This window comes from Pseudomonas sp. B34(2017), assembly GCF_002112915.1.
Taxonomy (GTDB): domain Bacteria; phylum Pseudomonadota; class Gammaproteobacteria; order Pseudomonadales; family Pseudomonadaceae; genus Aquipseudomonas; species Aquipseudomonas pharyngis.
Map to the genome: position 1 here is coordinate 586,704 of NZ_NEJA01000001.1, position 24,898 is coordinate 611,601.

The 24,898-nt window shown below is 62.6% G+C and carries 23 protein-coding genes; 16 read left to right on the forward strand and 7 right to left on the reverse strand.

The features are described 5' to 3' along the window. Nucleotides 1-31: 31 nt before the first annotated feature. Together CAF80_RS02820 and dinG are read right to left on the reverse strand one after the other, a co-directional pair. Complete coding sequence (locus CAF80_RS02820; RefSeq protein ID WP_085666824.1) at nt 32-2,512, reverse strand: beta-galactosidase; 2,481 nt, start codon at nt 2,510-2,512, stop codon at nt 32-34. A gap of 95 nt (nt 2,513-2,607) precedes the next feature. Further along, a complete protein-coding gene (gene dinG, locus CAF80_RS02825) occupies nt 2,608-4,752 on the reverse strand; it encodes an ATP-dependent DNA helicase DinG (RefSeq protein ID WP_007952008.1) in 2,145 nt (714 codons plus the stop codon). 99 nt (nt 4,753-4,851) lie between these two features. On the opposite strand from dinG, the gene CAF80_RS02830 reads away from it, so the two are divergent. Beyond that, entirely contained in the window at nt 4,852-5,316 is a 465-nt protein-coding gene (locus tag CAF80_RS02830; RefSeq protein WP_085666825.1) for a CopD family protein, read from the forward strand. Between the two features lie 142 nt (nt 5,317-5,458). Here CAF80_RS02830 and CAF80_RS02835 read toward each other — a convergent pair whose 3' ends face one another. The 4 genes from CAF80_RS02835 to CAF80_RS02850 form a co-directional block, all read right to left on the reverse strand. Next, nucleotides 5,459-6,217, reverse strand: coding sequence for a collagen-like triple helix repeat-containing protein (locus CAF80_RS02835; RefSeq protein WP_039771355.1), 759 nt, complete (start codon nt 6,215-6,217; stop codon nt 5,459-5,461). Next, the gene (locus CAF80_RS02840; RefSeq protein WP_039771353.1) at nt 6,210-6,488 is read right to left on the reverse strand and encodes a DUF1145 domain-containing protein; all 279 of its coding nucleotides are present in this window, start codon (nt 6,486-6,488) and stop codon (nt 6,210-6,212) included. Before CAF80_RS02840 ends, CAF80_RS02835 begins: the two co-directional genes overlap by 8 nt. A 162-nt stretch (nt 6,489-6,650) precedes the next feature. Continuing rightward, the gene (locus CAF80_RS02845; protein WP_039771352.1) at nt 6,651-7,373 is read right to left on the reverse strand and encodes an OmpA family protein; all 723 of its coding nucleotides are present in this window, start codon (nt 7,371-7,373) and stop codon (nt 6,651-6,653) included. 89 nt (nt 7,374-7,462) lie between these two features. Then, nucleotides 7,463-8,158 (reverse strand): OmpA family protein, encoded by a 696-nt coding sequence (locus CAF80_RS02850; RefSeq protein ID WP_064593923.1) that lies wholly within the window; start codon nt 8,156-8,158, stop codon nt 7,463-7,465. Nucleotides 8,159-8,357: 199 nt separating this feature from the next. Between CAF80_RS02850 and CAF80_RS02855 the strand changes: the two genes are divergently transcribed. Genes CAF80_RS02855 through CAF80_RS02870 form a run of 4 tightly spaced genes read left to right on the forward strand, consistent with a single transcriptional unit; the run spans nt 8,358 to nt 10,065 of the window. Beyond that, nucleotides 8,358-8,855: a DUF6231 family protein gene (locus CAF80_RS02855; protein ID WP_011332778.1), complete on the forward strand. Its 498-nt coding sequence runs from the start codon at nt 8,358-8,360 to the stop codon at nt 8,853-8,855. A 4-nt stretch (nt 8,856-8,859) separates the two neighbouring features. Beyond that, nucleotides 8,860-9,336: a YchJ family protein gene (locus CAF80_RS02860; protein WP_011332777.1), complete on the forward strand. Its 477-nt coding sequence runs from the start codon at nt 8,860-8,862 to the stop codon at nt 9,334-9,336. Between the two features lie 31 nt (nt 9,337-9,367). Beyond that, complete coding sequence (locus tag CAF80_RS02865) at nt 9,368-9,853, forward strand: LEA type 2 family protein (protein ID WP_085666826.1); 486 nt, start codon at nt 9,368-9,370, stop codon at nt 9,851-9,853. 5 nt (nt 9,854-9,858) lie between these two features. After that, on the forward strand, nt 9,859-10,065 hold the full coding sequence (locus CAF80_RS02870) for an SEC-C metal-binding domain-containing protein (RefSeq protein ID WP_007955014.1): 207 nt from the start codon (nt 9,859-9,861) through the stop codon (nt 10,063-10,065). A 146-nt stretch (nt 10,066-10,211) separates the two neighbouring features. Here CAF80_RS02870 and CAF80_RS02875 read toward each other — a convergent pair whose 3' ends face one another. Beyond that, the gene (locus CAF80_RS02875) at nt 10,212-10,769 is read right to left on the reverse strand and encodes a cysteine hydrolase family protein (protein ID WP_085666827.1); all 558 of its coding nucleotides are present in this window, start codon (nt 10,767-10,769) and stop codon (nt 10,212-10,214) included. A gap of 147 nt (nt 10,770-10,916) precedes the next feature. Between CAF80_RS02875 and CAF80_RS02880 the strand changes: the two genes are divergently transcribed. The 11 genes from CAF80_RS02880 to pdeM all read left to right on the forward strand — a co-directional run bounded on the left by CAF80_RS02880 (nt 10,917) and on the right by pdeM (nt 24,873). Next, nucleotides 10,917-11,561: a glutathione binding-like protein gene (locus CAF80_RS02880; protein ID WP_085666828.1), complete on the forward strand. Its 645-nt coding sequence runs from the start codon at nt 10,917-10,919 to the stop codon at nt 11,559-11,561. Between the two features lie 213 nt (nt 11,562-11,774). Further along, a complete protein-coding gene (locus CAF80_RS02885) occupies nt 11,775-14,225 on the forward strand; it encodes a penicillin acylase family protein (RefSeq protein WP_085666829.1) in 2,451 nt (816 codons plus the stop codon). Nucleotides 14,226-14,432: 207 nt separating this feature from the next. After that, nucleotides 14,433-15,467 carry a ligase-associated DNA damage response exonuclease gene (locus CAF80_RS02890; RefSeq protein ID WP_074691386.1) on the forward strand — a complete coding sequence of 345 codons (1,035 nt, stop codon included), beginning with the start codon at nt 14,433-14,435 and terminating at the stop codon, nt 15,465-15,467. Beyond that, nucleotides 15,464-17,152 carry an ATP-dependent DNA ligase gene (locus CAF80_RS02895; RefSeq protein ID WP_085666830.1) on the forward strand — a complete coding sequence of 563 codons (1,689 nt, stop codon included), beginning with the start codon at nt 15,464-15,466 and terminating at the stop codon, nt 17,150-17,152. The genes CAF80_RS02890 and CAF80_RS02895 overlap by 4 nt, the downstream gene beginning before the upstream one ends. Before the next feature lie 335 nt (nt 17,153-17,487). Continuing rightward, nucleotides 17,488-18,270 carry a transporter substrate-binding domain-containing protein gene (locus CAF80_RS02900; protein ID WP_011332769.1) on the forward strand — a complete coding sequence of 261 codons (783 nt, stop codon included), beginning with the start codon at nt 17,488-17,490 and terminating at the stop codon, nt 18,268-18,270. Between the two features lie 56 nt (nt 18,271-18,326). Continuing rightward, the gene (locus CAF80_RS02905; protein ID WP_064593908.1) at nt 18,327-19,055 is read left to right on the forward strand and encodes an ABC transporter permease; all 729 of its coding nucleotides are present in this window, start codon (nt 18,327-18,329) and stop codon (nt 19,053-19,055) included. Next, a complete protein-coding gene (locus tag CAF80_RS02910; protein ID WP_011332767.1) occupies nt 19,052-19,762 on the forward strand; it encodes an ABC transporter permease in 711 nt (236 codons plus the stop codon). The genes CAF80_RS02905 and CAF80_RS02910 overlap by 4 nt, the downstream gene beginning before the upstream one ends. Nucleotides 19,763-19,774: 12 nt before the next feature. Further along, nucleotides 19,775-20,893 (forward strand): succinylglutamate desuccinylase/aspartoacylase family protein, encoded by a 1,119-nt coding sequence (locus CAF80_RS02915; RefSeq protein ID WP_085666831.1) that lies wholly within the window; start codon nt 19,775-19,777, stop codon nt 20,891-20,893. Nucleotides 20,894-20,906: 13 nt separating this feature from the next. Further along, entirely contained in the window at nt 20,907-21,671 is a 765-nt protein-coding gene (locus CAF80_RS02920) for an ABC transporter ATP-binding protein (RefSeq protein ID WP_039771333.1), read from the forward strand. A gap of 59 nt (nt 21,672-21,730) precedes the next feature. After that, nucleotides 21,731-24,217, forward strand: coding sequence for a ligase-associated DNA damage response DEXH box helicase (locus CAF80_RS02925; protein WP_085666832.1), 2,487 nt, complete (start codon nt 21,731-21,733; stop codon nt 24,215-24,217). Beyond that, nucleotides 24,217-24,873 (forward strand): ligase-associated DNA damage response endonuclease PdeM, encoded by a 657-nt coding sequence (pdeM, locus tag CAF80_RS02930; protein ID WP_085666833.1) that lies wholly within the window; start codon nt 24,217-24,219, stop codon nt 24,871-24,873. The genes CAF80_RS02925 and pdeM overlap by 1 nt, the downstream gene beginning before the upstream one ends. Nucleotides 24,874-24,898: the final 25 nt, after the last annotated feature.

Sequence of the window (24,898 nt, forward strand, 5' to 3'; positions counted from 1 at the left end):
CGGGCCGGGCGGTCTTCACGTTTCGTATTGATCAGTGGCCGTTGCCGGAATGCCCGCCGGTGTGGCCTGCGCCATGCCCCGGGCCTTTGCCGGCGTCAGCCTTGCGGCCGCCTTCGGTTTCGTGGCCGGCCTTGTCCGCTGCGGCAGCCGCTTTCTGCGCCTCTTTGCTCAACTGATCGACGGTCGCCAGGTTGCTTTTGCGCACTGTTTCGACAAAGCCCTGAAACGGCAGATCAGTGACCCCGACCAGACCAAAGTGACCGTTCTCGCCATCGAGCAGGCGCCCGGTCACCGGTTGATCCAGATACTGGAACCAGTGCACGCCGACAATCGACGGTTCGCTCAGCGCCTGTTTGAGGAAGTTGGCATAGGCAGGGCCGCGATCTTCTTCCTTGCTCAACGGGGTCACGCCGCCCCAGAACGGGCCACGGTCGGTGGAGCCGAAGTTGAATTCGGTGATCAGCACCGGTTTGTCGAGGTTGCGCAGCGCGGCGAAGTCATAACCGTCCTGCGGTTGCAGGGTGTACATGTTGAAGCTCAGCACGTCGCAATACTGGGCGCAGGACGCCACGGCTTCCGGGGTGCTGGTGGCGAAACGGCCACCGAGCAGTAACTGGTTCGGCGCGTGCCATTTCAGCGAGTCGGAAATGGTCTTGAAGTAGGTATCGGCGAAGACCTTCTGGAAGTATTTGAAGTCGGCCTCGATTTCCGGATGCTCCGGGTTCGGCAGCGGCGCCTCGAAACCCGGGTCTTCCATCAATTCCCACGCCGGCAGATCAATGCCCCAGGCCTTCGACAGCCCCGCCTGATTGCGGTACTTGTCGCGCAACTGCTTGAGGAACGCGCGTTTGGCCGGAACGTCGGTGGTCATTTTCAAGGTGCCGTAGGCCAGCGCGTAACGGGATTTCGGATCATCGCCGGGGCCGGCCCAGGCCAGTTCGTTGTCGGCGAAGTAGCCGATCAGCCACGGATCATCGCGATGATCGCGGGCGGCAATCGCCACGGCGCGTTCGGTGGCCATGGCGAAACGCGGATCGAACGGGTCAGGCATGCCGCCCCACCAGTCGGTGCCGGTGCTGATGCTGGTGTAATCGCCGACGATCGACAGCGGCAAGGTGTACGGCATGCGCTCGGCGTCACTGAGGGCGGGGGCGCTCCAGTTACCGATGGTGTTGAAGCCCCAGGCTTGCAGGCGATCAAGGGTGTGGCTGGCCCACTTTTGTTCGTCGACCGTGTTTTTGCACGGTGTCGCGACATTTTGCCCGGTTGTCGCGGCCGACTCGGCAACCCCGGATTTCGGCTGTTCGGAGGCGGCTACCGGTGCACTGGCGTTGGTCGCCGCTTCTTCAGCGGCCCCGGCCTTGGCGGCTTCGGCCACTCCGGCCTTGTTGCCACTGTCCGGGGTGCACGGCTCACCATACAGACGCTGAAGGTTGGCGCCGTAGAAGTCGTACCAACGCCCGAAGTTGTAGCCACGGCCCTGATCGGCGCCGTTGCCGCCACGGTTATCACCCTCGCCGAAGTGGCTGGCCAGCGGCTCTTCCGGTTTTGGCAGGGATTCAAACATCCATTCACGGCCGGCCACGTAGGTCTGGTTGACCTCCGGGCTGACGGTGTTCACGCCCAGGGAATAGAACGGATGGCCCTCGGGCGTCACCAGATACCAGCGGCCGTCACGTTTCTCGGTGCGGAAGAAACCGCTGGCCTTGAACGCCGGGCCTTTGCTCCAGCCACCGAACTTGTCCAGCGAGGATTTTTCGCGCTCGGCCAGCCAGGTGTTCAGTTGTTGCTGTTCTTTGGCGGCGGCGGATTTCAGTTGTTCGTCATTGGCGACTTTCTCCGGCCACTTGCCGCGAGTCGACTGGCCATAGGCGTCCACCAGATTGCCGTAGGCGGATTTGATCACCTCGCCCTCGTCCTGCACGCCAAAGCGCTCGAGCAACAGACTTTGCGCGGCTTTCGGCTGGTCCATCGACAGGCTGACCGATACCACCTGGCTGCGATCCAGCTCACCGCTGCTGCTCGCCAGCAGAATGCGCTGCCCATCGATCGTCATCGGCATCACCGGGCCGGCTTTCATGCCCTGGCTGAGTGGCGAGGTCGCGGTCAACGGCACGAGCAAGGTCTGCGCCGGGCCGGCCGGCAGGTCAACGCGGCTGACCAGGGTCTTGCCGTCATTGCTCTGGATCTGAACGTAGACGGTCACCGCCCAGTTCATCGCGCTCTGGATACGCAGGCTCATCATGCCGGACTGTGACCAGTCCCAGGCACCGGTCTGCGGGGACAGACGCAAGGTCGGGCGGGCCGTCGGGTTGAACGTCACCCGGCGCAGCACTTCACCCTCGGGAGTCTGCTCGGCGTTGGCTTGCGGCAGGTCGGCGTTTTCGGTCGCGACCTTCACCACATCGGCGGGGCGAACAAAGTTGAACAGGGTCTGCTGGCCGGCAGGTGCCGCGAATAAAGGCGCAGCGAAAACCAGGGCAAAAACGGCAGGCAACGAACGACGAATCATGAGAACGGAATTCTCCCTAACGACCCGCAAGGGCCAATGGAAAAGCAGTGACAGAGAGATAGACAGCGCGGCGGGCAAAACTGCCCACCGATGTCTCAGGATATTTCACGACGGAAAGGAGGCAACGCATTGAGGATCGCCTTGCCGTAGCGTTGGGTGACCAGCCGCCGATCCAGCAAGGTGATGGTGCCGCGGTCTTCTTCGGTACGCAGCAGACGGCCGCAGGCCTGGACCAGCTTCAGCGAGGCGTCGGGCACCGAGATTTCCATGAACGGATTGCCGCCCCGGGCTTCGATCCATTCCGACAGCGCCGCCTCGACCGGGTCGTCCGGCACCGAGAACGGGATCTTGGCGATCACCACGTGTTCGCAGTAGGCCCCCGGCAAATCCACGCCTTCGGCAAAACTGGCGAGGCCGAACAACACGCTGGAATCGCCGCCATCGACCCGCGCCTTGTGCTTGTTCAGGGTTTCCTGTTTCGACAGGTTGCCTTGAATGAACACTTGCTTGCGCCAGTCACGGTCGAGGCCGTCGAACACGTCCTGCATCTGTTTGCGCGACGAGAACAGCACCAGACTGCCGCGCGAGCCTTCGACCAGTTCCGGCAGGTCGCGGATGATCGCGGCGGTGTGGGCAGCGGCATCCCGCGGGTCGGCCTTCAGGTCCGGCACCCGCAACACACCGGCATCGGCGTGATGGAACGGGCTCGGCACCACGGCGGTGACGGCTTTTTTCGGCAGGCCGGCACGCATGCGGAAGCGGTCGAAGGTGCCGAGGGCGGTCAAGGTCGCCGAGGTCACCAGACAGCCGTAGGCCACGTTCCACAGGCTGCGGCGCAGGGTTTCGGCGGCGAGGATCGGGCTGGCGTTGACCTCGATGTCGAACAGCGAACCGCTTTCGGCCAGGGTCAGCCAGCGGGCCATCGGCGGGTTGTCTTCGGGGTCTTCGGCGGTGAACGCGGTCCACAGTTCCCAGTTGCCGGAGGCACGGGACAACAGGCTGCCGAACAGTGGATACCATTCCTCGGCCTGATTGCTGGCGATGCCGATGTTGACCTCGCCGTCCATGCCTTCCTTGAGTAGATCCGTCAGGCGGGTGAACAGGTCGTTGAGGCGGGCGAAGCCTTTTTTCAGCTCGATGCCCATCTCGCGCATGTGCTCGGGAATCACCCCACCGATGAAGCGGTGACGCGGACGTTCGCGGCCTTCGACATCTTCACCGGGCTTGAAGTCGGCGATCTGTTCGCAGGCGGTGAACATGAACTGCTGCTGGGTCTTGATCTCCCGCGCCAGCTCCGGCACCTGCTCGATCAGCTTGCCGAGATCGCCCGGCAGCGGGTGCTGGGCCAGCAGTTTGGTGAGGTTCTTGGCGGTGGTTTCCAGCCAGTCGGCGGTGGAACGCAGGCGCGTGTAGTGAGCGAAGTGGCCGATGGCCTTGTCCGGCAGGTGGTGGCCTTCGTCGAATACATAAATGGTGTCGCGCGGGTCTGGCAACACGGCCCCGCCACCCAGTGCGAGGTCAGCCAGCACCATATCGTGGTTGGTGACGATCACGTCGACCTTGCCCATACCTTCGCGGGCCTTGTAGAAGGCGCACTGGCCGAAGTTCGGGCAATGACGGTTGGTGCACTGGCTGTGATCGGTGGTCAGGCGCGCCCAGTCGGCGTCTTCCAGCGCGTTGGGCCAGCTGTCGCGGTCGCCGTCCCATTTATTGCCGGCGAGTTTCTCGATCATGCTGGTGAACAGCTTCTGGCTGGCCTCATCGACCTCGATCTTGAAGCCTTCTTCTTCGAACAACTGGGCGGTGGCGGTCTGTGCGTGGCCTTCCTGCAACAGCATGTCGAGCTTGGACAGGCACATGTAGCGGCCACGGCCCTTGGCCAGGGCGAAGCTGAAGTTCAGCCCGCTGTTGCGCATCAGGTCGGGCAAGTCCTTGTAGACGATCTGCTCTTGCAGGGCGACGGTGGCGGTGGCGATCACCAGGCGTTTGCCGGCCAGTTTGGCGGTCGGGATCGCCGCCAGGCTGTAGGCCACGGTCTTGCCGGTACCGGTGCCGGCTTCCACCGCGACAATCGCGGGGTCGCCACTGCGCCGGCCTTCGTCGTCGGTGTCGATATCACCGAGGACCTTGGCGACTTCAGCGATCATCAGGCGCTGGCCGTAACGCGGTTTGAGGCTCTTGGCCTCTAGAAAACGCGAGTAGGCGCCCTGGATCGTGGTTTTGAGTTCAGTGCTGATCATTGAGTGTCGGGCGCAAAAAACGCTGGATAAATTTTCAGTGGTTCGGTTCGGCGGCTATCATACCCCGCGAATCGATCCCGCGCAGAACGGAGTACCCCAATGACACCTTTTAGCCTCGTTTACCCCATCCATGTAATGGCCGCGCTGGTGTGGGTCGGCGGTATGTTTTTCGCCTGGATGGTGCTGCGCCCTGCGGCGATGAAGGCCCTGGACGGTCCCGGGCGCCTGACGCTCTGGGTGGAAGTGTTTCAAGGTTTTTTTCGTTGGGTGTGGGGAGCGGTGATTCTGCTGCCGGTGACCGGGGTGGGCATGCTGCACCTGCAACACATCGCCTTCGACAACGCACCGCGCTATGTGCAGGTGATGATGGGGTTGTATGTGGTGATGACCGCGTTGTTCATCCGGATTCAGGCATTGATGCTGCCGGAACTGCGCACGGCGGTGCAGGCGAAGGACTGGCCGGCGGGTGCGGCAGTGCTGGGGCGGATTCGCAAGGTGGTCGGGTTCAACCTGCTGATCGGGGTGCTGCTGGTGGCCGTGGCTGCTGCGCGCCCCTCGTTCTGACAAGCGCGTTTTACCTGATCGTTCCCACGCTCTGCGTGGGAATGCAGCCCGTGACGCTCCGCGTCACTGGACGCGGAGCGTCCCTAAAGGCATTCCCACGCAGAGCGTGGGAACGATCAACGTAGAGGGTGGGAGCAATCGATTACAGGCGCTGTACGGTGACAGACCCCGCCGCACCCGCAGGCCCCGGCTGCCCGTCAGCCCCCGGCTTGCCGCTCTTGCCGCCGTCGGCGCGATACACCAGGCAGCCCTTGGACTTGCCACCCGCCCCCGGTTTGCCGCCAGGACCGGCCGGGCCACCGGCACCGCCGGCGACTTCGACCTTGATCAGCTCGGCCGGAAACTCGCGCGGTACTTCAAGTCGCACCAGCGCGCCCGGTGCACCCGGCTGACCATCGCTGCCGTTGCTGCCATCAAAACCGTGTCCCGCCTGACCCCAGGTGCAACCCGGCTCCTGACCGTTGGCGCCATCAAGCCCGACAAATCCCGGCGCACCGGTGCCGCCACGGGCATCGACCACCAGTTTCGGCGCGTTCAACGCCTTGAACTGCAGATTCAGATTGCGCCCGGCGCGGGCAGCTTTTTCGTAGGTGCCCGGTGCGCCACGGGCGGTGATCTGGCTGCCTTCGGCGAGTTCGGCGCGGCTGACTTTCATCTCCAGCGCCTGTTCGCTCGGCACGATGGCAATGCGCGCTTCATGGCCCAGCTGCAATTCGCCGACACTCAGTTCGGTCACGTTCGAGGGAATCAGCAAAGTGCCGTAATCGGCGACCACCAGTTTCTCCAGTTGCAGAGTGCTGGCGGTGTTCGGCAGACGCATCAGCGAGTTGGTTTCGACGCTGACCACCTGGGCGCAGGCCAGGGGACTGATGAATGCAGCAAGCAGGCAGAGTTTACGCATGGGAAGCCTCCGGAGCGGCCGGGGCCGGGATGGTTTGCAGGTGGAATACGCCGAACAACAGGATGCGGCCACGATCACGCCAAGGGTGCGGACGCCCCTTGAGGCTGCGGTTGCACAGCAGCACTTCGAGCACGTGGATCGCCAGCAGCAGACCGCCGGCCAGATTGACCAGCAGGTGCAGCGGATGAACAAACGGCACCAGCTGATTGGCCAGCACCACGCAGCAGAACAGCAGGGTCAACAATCGCCCCAGCCCACAGAACACCTTCATACGCTCCCCCGTGTTGCGAATTATTCTTTGGGCGCACAGTAACGGCTTCTGCAGGGGATAAGCCAGAGGGGAAAATGAAAAAATGCGGACTGCCGCCGGATGGCTGCCGGTTCGATGACGTTCATCGACCGACAGCTCTAGCCTGCGGACTACAGACTCATCCTAACGATTGATGTGCAGTTCCACCCGACGGTTCTGCGCACGCCCTTCGTCCGTATTGTTATCGGCGACCGGTTCACTCTCGCCGCGCCCTTCACTGGTGAGTTTGTTCGGCGCCAGGCCCTGACTCAGCAAATATTCCGCCACGCTGCTGGCGCGACGTTCCGAAAGTGCCTGGTTGTAGGCATCCGAACCCTTGCTGTCGGTGTGGCCGATGACCTTGATGCTCACCACATCGGCATTGCGCAGTTTGTCCATCAACGTGTCGAGCTGGCTTTTTGCGGCCGGTTTCAAATCCGACTTGTCGAAATCGAACAACACGTTGCCGGCATCGTTGAGGGTGATGACTTCGGTTTGCGGGGCCGGTTCGGCGGGTTTCTCGGTGACCGGATATTGCGGCAGCGGACAGCCACGGTGGTCAACCGGTGTGTTGGCCGGGGTATCGGGGCAACGGTCGCGGCGATCGAACACGCCGTCGTCGTCTTCATCGCCATCCTGGGCATAGCAGATCAATCCGCCGGTGAGGATCCCCAGCGCAGCGCCACCGCCGGCCCAACCGCTGCTTTCGAGCGCGCCGAGACCGCCGCCGACCAGTCCGCCAATAAGGCTGCAGATCGGCCAGGTACGTTGATTGAGGGGAGCGGTGCCATCGCTGTGGGTGGCGCAACCGGTCAACAGGCTGCCCAGCAGCAGAACCGGCAAGACGGACCTTGTAAGAACACTCATCGTTAAAGCTCCTGTGTCACCGGCCCATACCGGTTACACAGGAGTAAAGACCCGCATCCGCGACTGCACAAGCCGCGGATGCGAGGGGGCTAGCGGTTGATTTTGATTTCGGTACGACGGTTCAGCGCGCGACCGTCAGCAGTTTTGTTGTCTGCCACCGGCTGGCTTTCACCGGCACCGGTCACCGACACGAAGCTGCTTTGCGGTACGCCGCTTTCAACCAGGTACTTGACCACCGAGTGCGCGCGGCGATCCGACAGTTTCTGGTTGTAGGCATCGCTGCCGACGCTGTCGGTGTGGCCGGTCACGGTCAGTTGCGCCGTGCTGGATTCCTGTTTCAGGCGCGAAGCGACCTTATCCAGGACCAGTTTGTCGGACGGGGTCAGCGTGGCCTTGTCGAACTGGAAGTGAACATCGCGGATGACAATGGTTTCTTCCTTGACCACTACAGCTTCTTCGACCACTGGTGCAGGGGCTGGTGGAGGACAGCCGTCGGCATCGACCTGTACGCCTTTAGGCGTGCCCGGGCACTTGTCGCGACTGTCCGGCACACCATCGCCGTCTTCATCGCCGTCACCGTGAACCCAGCAATAGGCCGCTGCCGTACCGCCGACGAGTAACGCGCCATACCCCGCCCATGCGGAGCTTTCGGTCGCACCGAGCCCCGCACCGACGACACCACCGACTGCCGCACAGGTCGGCCAGTCGGTTTTCTGCAAACCTGCGCAACCAGTCAACACACTGGTTAGCAGAACCAAGGGTAATGCTGTCCGAACTATGCTCATCTAGTTTTCTCCTGAGGGATCGGCTTAGAACCGATTCAGGGAGTAAAGACCGGAGTTTTAATCTCCGCCAGCAATAGGCCATTGCTGTTTGTGCGCCTGTTCACGGGACTTCGACGAATTTGCCGCAAACCCGCAGGACAGAGATCTAGGCCTTGGCGCCCGGGCAGGCTAGTCTTGGCGCTCTGATTGAGGAGCTTCGATGAACGTCGCCATTTCTTCCCGCACGCCGCAGCAGGCATTGGCCGCCCTGCTCGACCGCTACGCCCCTGCACGTCTGCTGCTGATCGGCGCCAGCGAGTTCCCGGCGCTGGCTGCCTTCAAGGAAGCGCACCCGGACACCTGCGTCGCGCACGCCGCGCCCGGTGCGCTGCCGGCGGAATTGGCGGCCCGCCGTTTCGACCTGGCGCTGGTGGTCGATTGCCTGGAACATTTGCCCAAGCGCGACGGCCTGAATCTGTTGGGCGGGATCCGCAACCTCAACGCCAGCCGCATCGCCGTGCTGGCGGATCTGCCGGCCAGCGGCTGGCAGGAAACCGATTTTTACTCTCTGGCCCTGCAAGCCAGCGAACGCTTCGCCCGTGACGAGCAGGTACTGACACTCTTCACCTACGATCTGCTTGACTACAAACAAGTCCCCGACTGGCTCAACTCGCGGTTCTGGGCCAATCCGGAAAACTTCGGGAAATACTGGTGGTAATGCAATGAGTACAGCCATTTGCCCTTGCGGCAGCGGCAACCTGCTGGATGCCTGCTGCGGTCACTATCACGCCGGCCACCCGGCCCCGTGCGCCGAAGCCCTGATGCGCTCGCGCTACAGCGCCTACGTGCTGGGCCTGATCGATTATCTGGTGGCCACCACCCTGCCCGCCCAGCAAGCGGGGCTGGATCGCCAGTCGATCAGCAACTGGAGCGCCCAGAGCACCTGGCTCGGTCTGGACGTGGAAAGCTCGGAAGTGCTCGGCGGCCAGCCGGAGCACGCGTTCGTCACCTTCACCGCGCGCTGGCATGACGGTCAGGGCGAACACAGCCACCGCGAGCGCTCGTCATTCGTGCAGAACAGCGGGCGCTGGTACTTCATCGACCCGACCGTGCAACTGAAGCTGGGCCGCAACGACGCCTGCCCGTGCGCCAGCGGCCAGAAGTTCAAGAAATGCTGTGCGGGGTATTTCGGCAGCTGAGGCTAGACTGGGCAGCAAAGGGAGTTAAACCATGCTCGGTCATTGGCGCACAATCCAGGTCTTCTCACTGCTCATGTTTCTGGGGGTCGGCGGCTGCGCGTCCTGGTTTACCGACGACGCCCGCGACCCCGCCGTGCACCTGGTGAAAGTCGAAGTGGTGCGCGCCAAGTTGCTGGAACAGAAATTCATCCTGCACTTTCGCATCGACAACCCCAATGACAGCGACCTGACCGTGCGCGGCCTGGAATACCGCATACACCTGGCCGACATGCTGCTGGCCGAAGGCGAGCACGAACACTGGATCACGGTGAACCCCAAAAGCAGCGCGTTTTACAAGGTGCCGATCCGTACCAACCTGTGGCCGAAGGTGAAAGAGGTGGTGAAAATGCTGAAAAACCCGAATCAACAGATTCCCTATCGACTGGAGGGCGAGATGGAAACCGGTTTATTCATCGCTCACTACGTGCACCTGGCGCGCAATGGCGTGATAATCCCCGCCGATTTGATTACGGAGTGACCCCGATGACCCAGCAACCTCATGTCCATGGCCCAGACTGCAACCACGATCATGACCATCACCACCATGATCACGACCATGGCCATGTCCACGGCCCGAACTGCGGCCACGCTCACCAGGAACCGGTGCGCAACGCCCTGAAAGACGTTGGCCGCAATGACCCTTGCCCCTGTGGCAATGGCAAGAAATTCAAGAAGTGCCACGGCGCTTGATGTTTCGGGCGAAGACTTTCTTCGCCTGATCGATCATCATCGCGAGCAGGCTTGCTCCCACATTGGGATCCGGTTCCCTCAGATGGAATACACCCCACTGTGGGAGCTGGCCTGCCAGCGATGGCGGCGGCACATTCAGCAAAGCCCTATCGGGCCGCAAGAATCTCGGCACTACTGACCACCGTCGCATACTCCCCGTGCAGATTCCCCAGCGACATCGCATGCACCTCTTGCGCCGAACGCAACGTGCCAAAATAGTCGGCCTTGTCGAAGGTAAAGCACGCATCCTCCGCCACCCACGCGTCAAACCCCAGATTGCCCGCCGTGCGCGCCGTGGATTCCACCGAGTTGTTCGTCGCCACGCCGACAATGATCAACTGCCCGATCCCCGCCTCACGCAACTTCGCCTCAAGCCCCGTCGCACAAAACGCATCCGGCACCTGTTTCTGGATCAGCCACTCGCCTTCCTGCGGTAAAAACCTTTCCTGAAAATCCACGCCTGATTGCTCGGGCCAGAACACCGAATCCGGCGAGCGCGACAGGTGCTGCACATGGATCACCGGCCGTCCGCTGCGCCGCCAGAAGTTCAGCAAGTCGAGGATTCGTTCTTCGGCCAACGGATTATTCCGTCGACCCAGACGCGGTTCCAGAATGCCTTTTTGCTGGTCGATGATGATCAGTGCAGCGTTGGCCTTGAGTTCCATGGCGATTTTTCTCACGCGGGGTCATTGAATTTCCCGTACTTGAGCATCACCTCCTGTGACTAAGCAAGCTATCGAACGCACACAGGACAACCTGAAGCCGGCGTTTGCTGTCCGCACGTAAGCCATTTTCCTGATTTGGAGCTTTCCATGATCGACCTGTATTACTGGACCACGCCCAACGGCCACAAGATTTCCCTGTTCCTCGAAGAAGCGGGCCTGCGCTACAACGTGCACCCGATCAACATCAGCCAGGGCGAGCAGTTCCAGCCGCACTTTCTGAAAATCGCCCCGAACAACCGCATCCCGGCAATCGTCGATCATGAACCGGCTGACGGCGGCGAACCGTTGTCGCTGTTCGAGTCCGGGGCGATCCTGCTGTACCTCGCGGAAAAGACCGGCAAGTTCCTGCCCAAGGATCTGCGTGGCCGCCAGGTGGCGTTGCAATGGCTGTTCTGGCAAATGGGCGGGCTGGGGCCGATGGCCGGGCAGAACCATCATTTCAGCCAGTTCGCCCCGGAAAAAATCCCCTACGCGATAAAGCGCTACATCGATGAAACCGCCCGCCTGTACGGAGTGCTGGACAAGCAACTGGCCAACAACGAGTTCGTCGCCGGCAGTGAATACAGCATTGCCGACATGGCGATCTACCCGTGGATCGTCTCCCACAAATGGCAGAGCCAGAACCTGGAAGACTTCCCGAACGTGCAGCGCTGGTTCAACCACATCAAGGATCGCCCGGCGACCGTGAAGGCCTACGCGCTGGTGCAGAAGATCAATCCGCCGAAGTCCTGACCTGCCTTGATCGTTCCCATGTAGAGGCGTCGAACCGCCCGCGTAGAAATGGGCCGCGGAGCGACCCGGGCTGCATTCCCACGCAGAGCGTGGGAACGATCTGCGTGAGCGGGAAGAAATAACCGCTCGCCCCGCTTGCGCGGCCCCCTCCTGCTCACTAACGTAGCGGCTTTATTGCGCCCCCAGCCTCTACACCCCCGCAGGAGCTTTGCCATGGCCTCGCCAGCCCTTTCACATTTTCTTCCCCGGTTCGGCGTTGCCGCAGCAGTGGCCGGTGTTCTGAGCCTGACCGGTTGTCAGACCTGGAACGCCCAGGACACCCTCCCGCCGACCTCCGGTGTGCAGCCGCTCAAGGGCCTGGCGCAGAACGTTTCGGTCCGCCGCAATGCCATGGGCATGCCGCTGATCGAAAGCAACAGCTTCCACGACGCACTGTTCGCCCTCGGTTACGTGCATGCCAGCGACCGGATCAATCAGATGGTCACCCTGCGCCTGCTGGCCCAGGGCCGTCTGGCGGAAATGTCCGGTTCGTCGATGCTCGACGCCGACCGCTATATGCGCGCCGTTAACCTGAAGAAAAGCGCCGGCGAGCTGTACAAGGTTTCGTCGCCACGGCTCAAGCGCTTCTTCGAGGTCTATGCCCGGGGCGTCAACGCCTACCTGTTCCGCTACGCCGACAAGTTGCCGGGCGATCTGGCTTCCAGCGGCTACAAGCCTGAATACTGGAAACCGGAAGATTCGGCGCTGATCTTCTGCCTGCTGAACTTCAGCCAGTCGGCCAACCTGCCGGAAGAAATCGCTTCGCTGGTGCTGGCGCAGACCGTGACCAATGACAAACTGGCGTGGCTGACCCCGTCCGCTCCCGATGAAAACCTGCCGCTGGCCGAGGCCGACAAGCTGCAAGGCATCAAGCTCAACGGGCAGATTCCGGGGCTGACGGAGCTGAGCAACGCCAGCGAACAACTGGCCGCCATCAACCTGCTGGGCACTCAGTCGTCGAACAACTGGGCCATCGCCCCACAACGCAGCCGCAGCGGCAAGAGCCTGTTGGCCAGCGACAGCCATGGCCCGCTGGCCGCGCCGTCGCTGTGGAGTTTCGTGCAGATCCGCGCGCCGAAATACCAGGCCGCCGGCGTGACCGTGGCCGGTCTGCCGATGGTGCTCGGCGGTTTCAACGGCAAGGTGGCGTGGAGCCTGACCAGCGTGCTCGGCGATAACCAGGACCTGTTTCTGGAAAAAATCCGTCGTCAGGGCAGCACGTTGTCCTACGAGGTCAACGGCAAGTGGCAACCGGTCGCCGTGCGCAACGAAACCTACTTCGTCAAAGGCCAGCGGCCGATTCGCGAAGCGGTGTACGAAACCCGCCATGGCGCGCTGCTCAACAGCGCCCAGGCCGCTGCTCAGGGCGCAGGCTTCGGCCTGGCCTTGCAGACGCCGAGCTTCACCGATGACAAATCCCTCGATGCGTTTTTCGATCTGAGCCGCGCCCAGAACGTGGAACGCGCCTCGGACGCCAGCCGGGAAATCCGCGCCATCGCGCTGAACCTGGTGTTTGCTGACGCCAGCAACATCGGCTGGCAAGTTACCGGGCGCTTCCCCAACCGCCGCGAAGGCGAGGGCCTGCTGCCGTCGCCGGGCTGGGAAGGTCGCTACGACTGGGACGGTTACGCCGACCCGATGCTGCACCCGTACGATCAGGATCCGGCCCAGGGCTGGCTCGGCACCGCCAACCAGCGGGTCATTCCCCACGGCTACGGCATGCAACTGTCCAATTCCTGGGCCGCGCCGGAGCGTGGCGAGCGCCTGGCCGAACTGGCCGGCAGCGGCAAGCATGACAGTCGCAGCGTGATTGCCATGCAGTACGACCAGACCACCACCTTCGCCGCCAAACTGAAGAAAATGTTTGAAGCACCGGGCATGGCGCAGCCGCTGAAACAGGCGATCGACGCACTGCCGGAAGCCGAGCGCAGTAAGGCGCGCGAAGCCTATACCCGCTTGATGGCCTTCGACGGCAAGCTCAGCCCGACTTCCGCCGATGCGGCGATCTACGAGTTGTTCCTGCAGGAAAGCATGAAACAGATCTTCCTTGACGAGCTCGGCCCGCAGAGCAGCCCGGCGTGGAAAGCCTTTATCGCCAATGGCGATCTGTCCTACGCCGCCCAGGCCGATCATTTGCTGGGCCGCGAAGACAGTCCGTTCTGGGACGACGCCCGCACCCCGCAAAAAGAAGACAAACCGGCGATCCTCGCCCGCAGCCTGGCGGCAGCGATCAGCGCCGGCGACAGTCAGTTGGGCGGCGACCGCCGGGCCTGGCAGTGGGGCAAACTGCACCGCTACGAGTGGAAGAATGCCAACGGCCAGACCGTCCGCGGCCCGCTCGCGGCAGGCGGCGACCACACCACCCTCAACACCGCGGCGTTTGCCTGGGGCCAGGATTTCAACACCACGCGTGCGCCGTCGATGCGTTTCATTGTCGATTTCGGTCAGAGCGAGCCACTGATGGGCCAGAACGGGACGGGGCAATCCGGAAATCCAGTGAGCCCGAACTACCTGAACGGCATCGATGCTTGGCTCAAGGGCCAGTACATCGGCTTGCCGATGCAGCCGCAGAACTTTGACCGGGTGTATGGCAAGACGCGGTTGACCCTGACTCCCGGCAAGTAACCCCCCATGATCGTTCCCACGTCGAGGCGTCGAACCGTCCGCGTGGGAATGCAGCCCGTGACGCTCCGCGTCACTGGACGCAGAGCGTCCCCTGAGGCATTCCCACGCAGAGCGTGGGAACGATCATGCGACAGTTCAGAAAATCAATAGAACTTCTGACTTCGCGCCAACCTCATAGCTAACAAGTCCCTCCATTCCGGTAACGCCATGGACCTTGTTATCGCCCGCCCCGAAGGCCTCTACTGCCCCGCCGGGGACTTCTACATTGACCCGTGGCGGCCCGTCGAGCGTTCGGTGATCACCCATGCCCACGGCGACCACGCCCGTGGCGGCAATCAGCATTACCTGGCCGCCAGCGCCGGCGAAGGGATTTTGCGTGCGCGTCTGGGCGCGGACATCAACCTGCAAACCCTCGACTACGGCCAGCGCCTGACCCACCACGGCGTCACCCTGAGCTTTCATCCCGCCGGTCATGTGCTCGGCTCGGCCCAGGTGCGGCTGGAATACGGCGGCGAAGTCTGGGTCGCGTCAGGCGATTACAAGATCGAACCCGACGGCACCTGCGCGCCGTTCGAACCGGTGCGCTGCCACACCTTTATCACCGAATCGACGTTCGGCCTGCCGATCTACCGCTGGCAGCCGCAGGCGCAGGTGTTCGCCGAAATCAATCAGTGGTGGCAGGCCAACATCGAGGCCGGCAAGGCCAGCGTGCTGTTCTGCTATTCGTTCGGCAAAGCCCAGCGGATTCTCCACGGCATCGACGAAACCCTCGGGCCGATCCTCAGCCACGGTGCGGTCGAGCCGCTGAACCGCGTGTACCGCGAGGCCGGCGTCTACCTGCCGCCGACGATCTACGCCGGCGAGGTGAAAAAGAACGACCCGATGATGCGCCAGGCGCTGGTCATCGCCCCGCCCTCGGCCGGCGGCAGCAGCTGGATGCGCCGGTTCGGCGATTACAGCGACAGCTTCGCCAGCGGCTGGATGCGCCTGCGCGGCACCCGTCGGCGGCGCGGGGTCGATCGCGGTTTCGTGCTTTCCGATCACGCCGACTGGCCCGGTCTGTTGTGGGCCATCGAACAGACCGGTGCTGAACGGGTGATGGTCACCCACGGCTCGATTGGCGTGCTGGTGCGCCATCTGCGCGAAAAAGGGCTGGACGCACAAGGTTTCAACACCGAATACGGTGACGATGAAGAAGAGCTTTCCACCGCCACGCCTGCGGTTGCCGAGGTGCAACCATGAAAGACTTCGCCGGGTTATACGCCGAACTCGACGCCACCACCTCCAGCAACGCCAAACTGGCGGCCATGCAAGCCTACTTCGCCCAGGCGCAACCGCAGGATGCCGCGTGGGCGGTGTATTTCTTGTCCGGCGGGCGGCCTCGGCAACTGGTGCCGGTGCGGATCCTGCGGGAACTCGCGGTCGAAGTGTCCGGGCTTTCGCCGTGGCTGTTCGAGGAGAGCTATCAAGCGGTCGGCGATCTGGCGGAAACCATCTCGCTGGTGCTGCCGGAACACCCGCACACCTCCGAGGCCGGGCTCGCCGAATGGATCGAAGACAAACTGCTGCCCCTGCGCGGTGAAACCCCGGAATACCTCGCCCACCAATTGCCCGCTCTGTGGGCGCAACTGGATCGGCCGAGCCTGATGCTGTGCATCAAACTGATCACCGGCAGCTTCCGGGTCGGCGTGTCCAAATTGCTGGTGACCCGCGCTCTGGCTTCCATGGCCGGGCTCGACAGCAAACGCGTGGCGCAACGGCTGGTGGGTTACACCGACCTGTCCAACCGGCCGAACGCCGCCGCTTACCTGAAACTGATCGCCCCCGAATCCAGCGACGAGCACGCCCAGCGCGGCGGCCAGCCCTACCCGTTCTTCCTCGCCCATGCGCTGGCGCAACCGGTAGAAACCTTCGAGGCCCTGCTCGGGCCGCCGAGCAACTGGCAGGTGGAATGGAAGTGGGACGGCATTCGGGCGCAGGTGGTCAAGCGTGATGGAAAATTGTGGGTCTGGTCGCGCGGCGAGGAGTTGGTCACCGAGCGTTTTCCCGAATTCGACACGCTCCTGCACGGTTTACCCGACGGCACGGTGATCGACGGCGAGATCGTAGTCTGGAAAAACAACCGCCCGGTCACCGAAGACGCGTTCGATCTGCAGTCGACAGAAGCCCCGGCGGTGCAACCCTTCGCACTGTTGCAACAACGGATCGGCCGCAAGTCGCTGGACCGCAAAATCCTCGAAGACGCGCCGGTGGTGATACTCGCCTACGACCTGCTCGAATGGCAGGGCGAAGACTGGCGCAACCAGCCCCAGGCCAGGCGTCGTGAACAACTGGAACAAGTTATCGCCCACTGCAACAACCCGGTACTGCTGCCTTCGCCGACCCTGACCGGTGACGACTGGTTCGATCTCGCCCGCCAACGTGAAGCCTCCCGGCGCCTGGGGGTCGAAGGCATGATGCTCAAGGCCCGGGACGCGATGTACGGCGTCGGCCGGACCAAGGACATGGGCGTGTGGTGGAAATGGAAGGTCGACCCGTTCAGCGTCGACGCGGTGTTGATCTACGCCCAGCGCGGGCATGGTCGCCGCGCGAGCCTCTACAGCGATTACACCTTTGCGGTGTGGGACGGCCCGCCCGGTTCCGGTGCCCGGGCGTTGGTGCCCTTCGCCAAGGCCTATTCCGGGCTGACCGACGCGGAAATGCGCGAAGTCGACAGCATCGTGCGCAAGACCACCGTCGAAAAATTCGGCCCGGTCAGCAGCGTCAAGCCGAGCCTGGTGTTCGAACTGGGCTTCGAAGGCATCGCCCTCTCCCGTCGACACAAGAGCGGCATCGCCGTGCGCTTCCCGCGCATGCTGCGCTGGCGCCAGGACAAAACCGTGGACGAGGCCGACAGCCTGGCGACCTTGCAGAACCTGTTGGTCTGATTCCCTTCCCCCGATACTCCCCCCTCACCCCGATCGTTCCCACGCTCCGCGTGGGAATGCCTCAATGGACGCTCTGCGTCCGCTTTGGGACGCGGAGCGTCCCGGGCTGCATTCCCACGCAGAGCGTGGGAACGATCCCCCGAACCAACCTGGTGCAGCTTTTCCGGCGTGCCCGTTTTCGTGCACTGACCGGCCCCGGCATGCACTTGCTACACCTTTTAAAACACTTGTTCGGGACTCTGGTTCGGAAATTGCTACTTTCTATAAGTCGTAAGCGCTCCAGTAACAATCATTCCGCGCCACAAGCGCTCATATTGGTTCTTAGGGATTGAATAATGAAAAAAGCATTGCTGACCCTTTCTGCACTGGCGTTGTGCATGGCCGCCGGCTCCGCGCTGGCCAAGGAATACAAAGAACTGCGGTTTGGCGTTGACCCTTCCTACGCACCGTTCGAGTCGAAAGCGGCAGACGGCAGCCTGGTTGGCTTCGACATCGATCTGGGCAACGCGATCTGCGCCGAGCTGAAGGTCAAGTGCAAATGGGTCGAAAGTGACTTCGACGGTATGATTCCGGGCCTCAAGGCCAATAAATTCGACGGCGTGATCTCGTCGATGACCGTTACCGAAGCCCGTGAAAAAGTCATCGATTTCTCCAGCGAGCTGTTCTCCGGCCCGACGGCCTACGTGTCGAAAAAAGGTTCGGGCATCACCGACGACGTCGCTTCGCTGAAAGGCAAAACCGTCGGCTACGAGCAAGGCACCATCCAGGAAGCCTATGCCAAAGCCGTGCTGGACAAGGCCGGCGTGAAGACCCAGGCCTATCAGAACCAGGACCAGGTGTATTCCGACCTGACTTCCGGCCGTCTCGATGCGGGCATTCAGGACATGCTGCAGGCCGAACTGGGCTTTCTGAAGTCGCCGCAAGGTGCTGATTATGAAGTCAGCAAGCCGGTCGACAACCACTTGCTGCCAGCCAAGACCGCTGTCGGTATTAAGAAAGGTAACACCGAGCTGAAAGCGCTTTTGGATAAAGGTATCAAAGCGTTACACGATGATGGCAAATACGCCGAGATTCAAAAGAAACACTTTGGCGACCTGAATCTGTACAGCGGCAAATAATGCCCCGGCGCCCATCCTCGATGGGCGCCTTTTTCATTCAGTCAGGTTGCTGATTTATGTTCGAAAACCTCCTGCAAAATCTGGGGCTCTCCGCCTTCAGCCTCAAGGGCTTTGGCCCTTTGCTGTTGGAAGGCACCTGGATGACCATCAAATTGTCGGCGTTGTCGCTGCTGGTGGCCGTGTTGCTCGGCCTGCTCGGCGCCAGTGCCAAGCTGTCAAAAGTCAAACTGCTGCGCCTGCCCGCCCAGCTCTACACCACGCTGATTCGCGGGGTGCCGGACCTGGTGCTGATGCTGCTGATCTTCTACAGCCTGCAAACCTGGCTGACGACGCTCACCGATTACCTGGAATGGGAATACATCGAGATCGACCCGTTCAGCGCCGGGGTGCTGACCCTGGGCTTCATTTATGGCGCGTACTTCACTGAAACCTTTCGCGGGGCGATTCTCGCCGTGCCGCGCGGGCAGGTCGAAGCCGCCACCGCCTATGGCCTCAAGCGCGGCCAGCGCTTTCGTTTCGTGGTGTTCCCGCAAATGATGCGCTTCGCCCTGCCGGGCATCGGCAACAACTGGATGGTGATGCTCAAGGCCACCGCGCTGGTTTCGATCATTGGTCTGGCCGATCTGGTCAAGGCCGCGCAGGACGCCGGTAAAAGCACCTATCAACTGTTTTACTTCCTGGTCCTCGCCGCGTTGATTTACCTGCTGATCACCAGTGCCTCGAACTTCATTCTGCGCTGGCTCGAACGCCGCTACGCCGCCGGTGCCCGGGAGGCCGTACGATGATCGAACTCCTGCAGGAATACTGGAAAGCCTTCCTTTATACCGACGGCCAGAACATCACCGGGCTGGCGATGACGATGTGGCTGCTCAGCGCCTCGATCTTCTTCGGTTTTATCGTGTCGATTCCGCTGTCGATCGCCCGGGTCTCGCCGCACTTCTACATTCGCTGGCCGGTGCAGTTCTACACCTACCTGTTCCGTGGCACGCCGCTCTATATCCAATTGCTGATCTGCTACACCGGGATCTACAGCCTGGCCGCCGTGCGTGCGCAACCGCTGCTCGACAGTTTCTTTCGCGATGCGATGAACTGCACGATCCTGGCCTTCGCCCTCAACACCTGCGCCTACACCACGGAGATTTTCGCCGGGGCTATCCGCAGCATGAACCACGGCGAAGTCGAAGCAGCCAAGGCCTACGGCCTGACCGGCTGGAAGCTCTATGCCTACGTGATCATGCCGTCGGCGCTGCGCCGTTCGTTGCCGTACTACAGCAACGAAGTGATCCTGATGCTGCACTCGACCACCGTGGCCTTCACCGCGACCATCCCCGACATCCTGAAAGTCGCGCGGGACGCCAATTCGGCGACCTTCCTGACCTTCCAGTCGTTCGGCATCGCCGCGCTGATCTACCTGACCATCACCTTTGCGCTGGTCGGCCTGTTCCGTCTTGCCGAACGCCGATGGCTGGCGTTCCTCGGCCCGACCCACTAGGACCCTTTAGAGATGCGTCATCAGATACACGACCTGCTGGCCCCGCTGCCGGGGACCGCTCGACAGATCCACAGCTTTCATTTCGGCCCGGACAAGGCCCAGGGCAAGATCTACATCCAGTCCTCGCTGCACGCCGACGAACTGCCCGGCATGCTCGTGGCCTGGCACCTCAAGCAGCGTCTGGCGGAGCTGGAAGCTGCCGGCCGCCTGCGCAGCGAAATCGTGCTGGTGCCGGTAGCCAACCCGGTCGGCCTCGAACAGGTGCTGATGGATGTGCCGCTGGGCCGCTACGAACTGGAGAGCGGGCAGAACTTCAACCGCTGGTTCATCGACCTCAGCGAAGAAATCGGCAACGAGATCGAAACACAGCTGTGCGACGACCCGCAGCGCAACCTTGAGCTGATCCGGTCCAGCCTGCGCAACGCCCTCGCCCGCCACACCGCCACGACTCAGCTGCAATCCCAGCGCCTGACCCTGCAACGGCTGGCCTGCGATGCGGACATGGTGCTCGACCTGCATTGCGATTTCGAATCCGTGGTTCACCTCTACACCACGCCCGAGGCCTGGTCGCAGGTCGAGCCGCTGGCGCGCTATATCGAATCCCAGGCGAGCCTGTTGGCCACCGACTCCGGCGGCCAGTCGTTCGACGAGTGCTTCACCCTGCTGTGGTGGCAATTGAAGGAGCGCTTCGGCGAACACTTCGAAATTCCGCTCGGCAGCTTTTCGGTCACCGTCGAGTTGCGCGGCCAGGGGGATGTCACCCATCCGCTGGCCAGTCGCGATTGCCAGGCGCTGATCGATTACCTGATCCATTTCGGCGCCATCGTCGGCGAACCCAAAGCCTTGCCGGCCCTGCCACATCCCGCCACACCGCTGGCCGGTGTGGAACCGGTGGCCACTCCTGTCGGCGGGCTGCTGGTGTACAGCGCCACGCCCGGCCAGTGGCTGGAAGCCGGGCAGAAAATCGCCGAAATCATCGACCCGATCAGTGACCGGGTCACGCCAGTCCATTGCACCGCTTCCGGTCTGCTCTATGCCCGCTCGCTGCGGCGCATGGCCACCGCCGGGATGGTGATCGCCCACGTCGCGGGCGCCGAAGCCTATCGCAGCGGCTATCTACTTTCGCCTTGAGGATCCCTGTCCCATGTACAAATTGACCGTTGAAGGCCTGCACAAAAGCTATGGCGACCATCAGGTGCTCAAAGGCGTCTCGCTCAAGGCCAGGACCGGCGATGTGATCAGCCTGATCGGCGCCAGCGGCTCGGGCAAAAGCACCTTTTTGCGCTGCATCAACTTTCTCGAACAACCCAACGACGGCGCGATGAGCCTCGATGGCCAGGCGATCCGCATGGTCACCGACCGCCACGGCATGCACGTCGCCGACGCCGATGAACTGCAACGCCTGCGCACACGGCTGGCGATGGTGTTCCAGCACTTCAACCTGTGGAGCCACATGACCGTGCTGGAAAACATCACCATGGCCCCGCGCCGGGTGCTGGGCTGCAGCAAACAGGAAGCCGACGACCGCGCCCGGCGTTATCTGGAAAAGGTCGGTCTGCCGGCACGGGTGGCCGATCAGTATCCGGCGTTCCTCTCCGGCGGCCAGCAGCAACGGGTGGCGATTGCCCGAGCCTTGGCGATGGAGCCGGAAGTCATGCTGTTCGACGAACCGACCTCGGCGCTCGATCCGGAGCTGGTCGGCGAAGTGCTCAAGGTGATTCAGGGCCTGGCCGAAGAAGGTCGGACCATGATCATGGTCACCCACGAAATGAGCTTTGCCCGCAAGGTGTCGAGCCAGGTGCTGTTCCTGCATCAAGGGCTGGTGGAGGAGGAAGGCGCGCCGGAAGAAGTGCTGGGCAATCCGAAGAGCGAACGCCTGAAGCAATTTCTCAGCGGCAATCTCAAGTAAAACTATTGCCCGGTCGGCGCGGTCATTGAAGGAACATCTTCAGAGCACACGTCGCCGGCATGGGCACCTCCACCGACTTCGCCAAACACTGGTTCAGCGCCCGCGACTGGAAGCCGTTCGCCTTTCAGAAACAGGTGTGGGCCGCGGTCAAACGTGGCGAATCCGGCCTGCTGCATGCCAGCACCGGCGCCGGTAAAACCTACGCGGTGTGGTTTGCCGCGCTCAATCGCTTTGCCCGCTCCGGGCCTGTTGCTGAAACCACCCGTAAACGCAAACCGCCCGCCGAACCGGTGACTGTCTTGTGGATCACCCCAATGCGGGCGCTGGCCGCCGACACCGCGCGCGCCCTGCAAGCGCCGCTGGACGATCTGCAGATCCCCTGGAGCGTCGGCCTGCGCACCGGCGACACCGGCAGCAGCGAACGCGCCCGGCAGAACCGGCGCCTGCCCACCACGTTGATCACCACCCCGGAAAGCCTGACCCTGATGCTCGCCCGTGCCGACGCGCAAACGGCGCTGTCGACGCTACGCATGGTCGTGGTGGACGAGTGGCACGAATTGCTCGGCAACAAGCGCGGCGTGCAATTGCAACTGGCCCTCGCCCGCCTGCGGCGCTGGCAGCCGGGGCTGATCGTCTGGGGCGTTTCCGCGACGCTCGGCAATCAGTCCCACGCCGAACAGGTGCTGATCCCACAGGGCGGTGGCGTCAGTATTCAGGGGCAAAGCGAAAAGTCGCTCAAGGTCGATACCTTGCTCCCACCGGCCATCGAGCGTTTTCCCTGGGCCGGGCATATCGGCTTGAAGATGTTGCCGCAGGTGGTCGCCGAACTGGACGTCTGCGCCAGCAGCCTGGTGTTCACCAACACCCGGGCGCAGTCGGAAATCTGGTACCAGGCCTTGCTGGAAGCGCGGCCGGACTGGGCCGGATTGATCGCGCTACATCACAGCTCGCTATCCCGCGACACTCGCGACTGGGTCGAGCAAGCGCTGAAGAATGGCCAGCTCAAAGCCGTGGTCTGCACTTCAAGTCTGGATCTGGGGGTGGATTTCCTGCCCGTGGAGCGGGTGCTGCAGATTGGCTCGGCCAAAGGCGTGGCGCGGCTGATGCAGCGTGCCGGACGTTCGGGGCATGCGCCCGGTCGAACGTCGCGGGTCACCCTGGTGCCGACCCACAGCCTGGAGCTGATCGAAGCTGCGGCCGCTGGCGATGCCGTGGCACAGCGGCGGATCGAACCGCGACTGTCACCGCACAAACCGCTGGATGTGCTGGTGCAACATCTGGTCAGCATGGCCCTGGGCGGTGGCTTTGCTCCCGATGAGCTGTACGAAGAAGTCCGTGGCGCCTGGGCCTATCGCGACCTGACACCCGCCGACTGGGCCTGGGCGCTGGCGTTCGTGCGTCACGGCGGGATGTCGCTGACGGCGTATCCGGATTACCGCCGGGTCGAGCCGGATGAACACGGGATCTGGCGCGTCCCCGATGCCCGCCTGGCGCGCCGCCATCGGATGAGCATCGGCACCATCGTCAGCGATGCCAGCATTCATCTGAAGTTCTGGAGCAAGGGCGGTGGCGGCAAACAACTGGGCAGTGTTGAAGAAGGTTTTATCGCACGCCTCAAACCCGGCGATGGTTTTCTGTTCGCCGGGCGCTTGCTGGAACTGGTGCGGGTGGAAAACATGACCGCCTACGTCAAACGCAGCACGGCGAAAAAAGCCGCCGTACCGCGCTGGAATGGTGGACGCATGCCGCTCTCCAATGAATTGGCCGAAGCGGTGGTCAACCGGTTCAGCGCGGCGGCACAAGGCGAGTTTGCCGGCCCGGAAATGCAGGCCTTGCGACCGCTGCTGGAAACCCAGATGCGCTGGTCAGGCCTGCCGACCGTCAACAATCTGCTGGCCGAAGTGCTGAAATCCCGCGAAGGCTGGCACCTTTTCCTCTACCCGTTTGCCGGACGTCAGGTGCATCTGGGGCTGGCCAGCCTGCTGGCGTGGCGGGTGAGCCAGCGCCTGCCGGTGACCTTCTCGATTGCGGTCAACGATTACGGACTGGAATTGCTCAGCGCCACGCCCGTTGACTGGTCTGTGCAACTGGATGGCGCCCTGCTCGGTCCCGAGGGTTTGTTGAGGGATGTGCTGGCCAGCCTCAACGCGGGCGAACTGGCGCTGCGCAGGTTTCGGGAAATCGCGCGGATTGCCGGACTGGTGTTCGCCGGTTACCCCGGCGCGCCGAAAAGTACCCGTCAGGTCCAGGCCTCCAGCGGGCTGTTCTTCGAAGTGTTCAAACAATACGACGCCGACAATCTGCTGCTGGCCCAGGCCGGGGAAGAAGTCCTGCGGGAAGAACTGGATATTCGTCGGCTGGAGCAGACACTGGAGCGAATCAACCGGATGGAACTCGATATGCACTTGATCAAACGTCCGACACCGCTCGGCTTTCCATTGCTGGTGGAACGCATGCGCGAAAGCATGAGCTCGGAAAAACTCGCTGACCGCATCCGGCGTATGGTCGGCGATCTGGAGAACACCGCCGATAAGGGCCAATCCTGATGAACGCGCCCTACCCCGTGCGCCTGGCGGGCGAAGACCTCTGGTTGCTGCCGGAAAAGGCGCTGTACTGGCCGGCGCAGCAGAAGCTGCTGATTGCCGATGTGCATTTCGGCAAAGCGGCCGCTTATCGTCGCCTGGGACAGCCGGTGCCGCAGGGCACCACGACGAGCAATATCGCCGTGATCGAGCAGTTGCTGGCAAAGCTGCCATGTCGGCAACTGATTTTCCTGGGGGATTTCCTGCACGGACCCGGCTCCCATGCACCCGGCACCTTGCAGGCACTGGCGCAGTGGCGGGCGCGTCATGCCGATCTGCCGATGACACTGATTCGCGGCAATCACGACAAGCGCGCGGGCGATCCACCGGTAGCGCTGAACATCCGGGTGGTGCCGGAGCCCATGCTGCTGGGTCCCTTCTCGCTGCAGCACGAGCCGGATCCGCACCCTGAACGGCATGTCCTCGCAGGGCACGTACACCCGGTTTATCGATTGATCGGCAAGGGGCGCCAGCGTTTGCGGCTGGCGTGTTTCAGGCTGGGGGAACGCATCAGCCTGTTGCCGGCCTTCGGCGCCTTCACCGGCGGTTATCCGGTAGAGAAGGAAGACAGCTGTCGGATCTTCGTCATTGGCGACAACGAAATATGGCCCGTCGGCTGACGTCCTGTTCAGGATTCAGCCGACG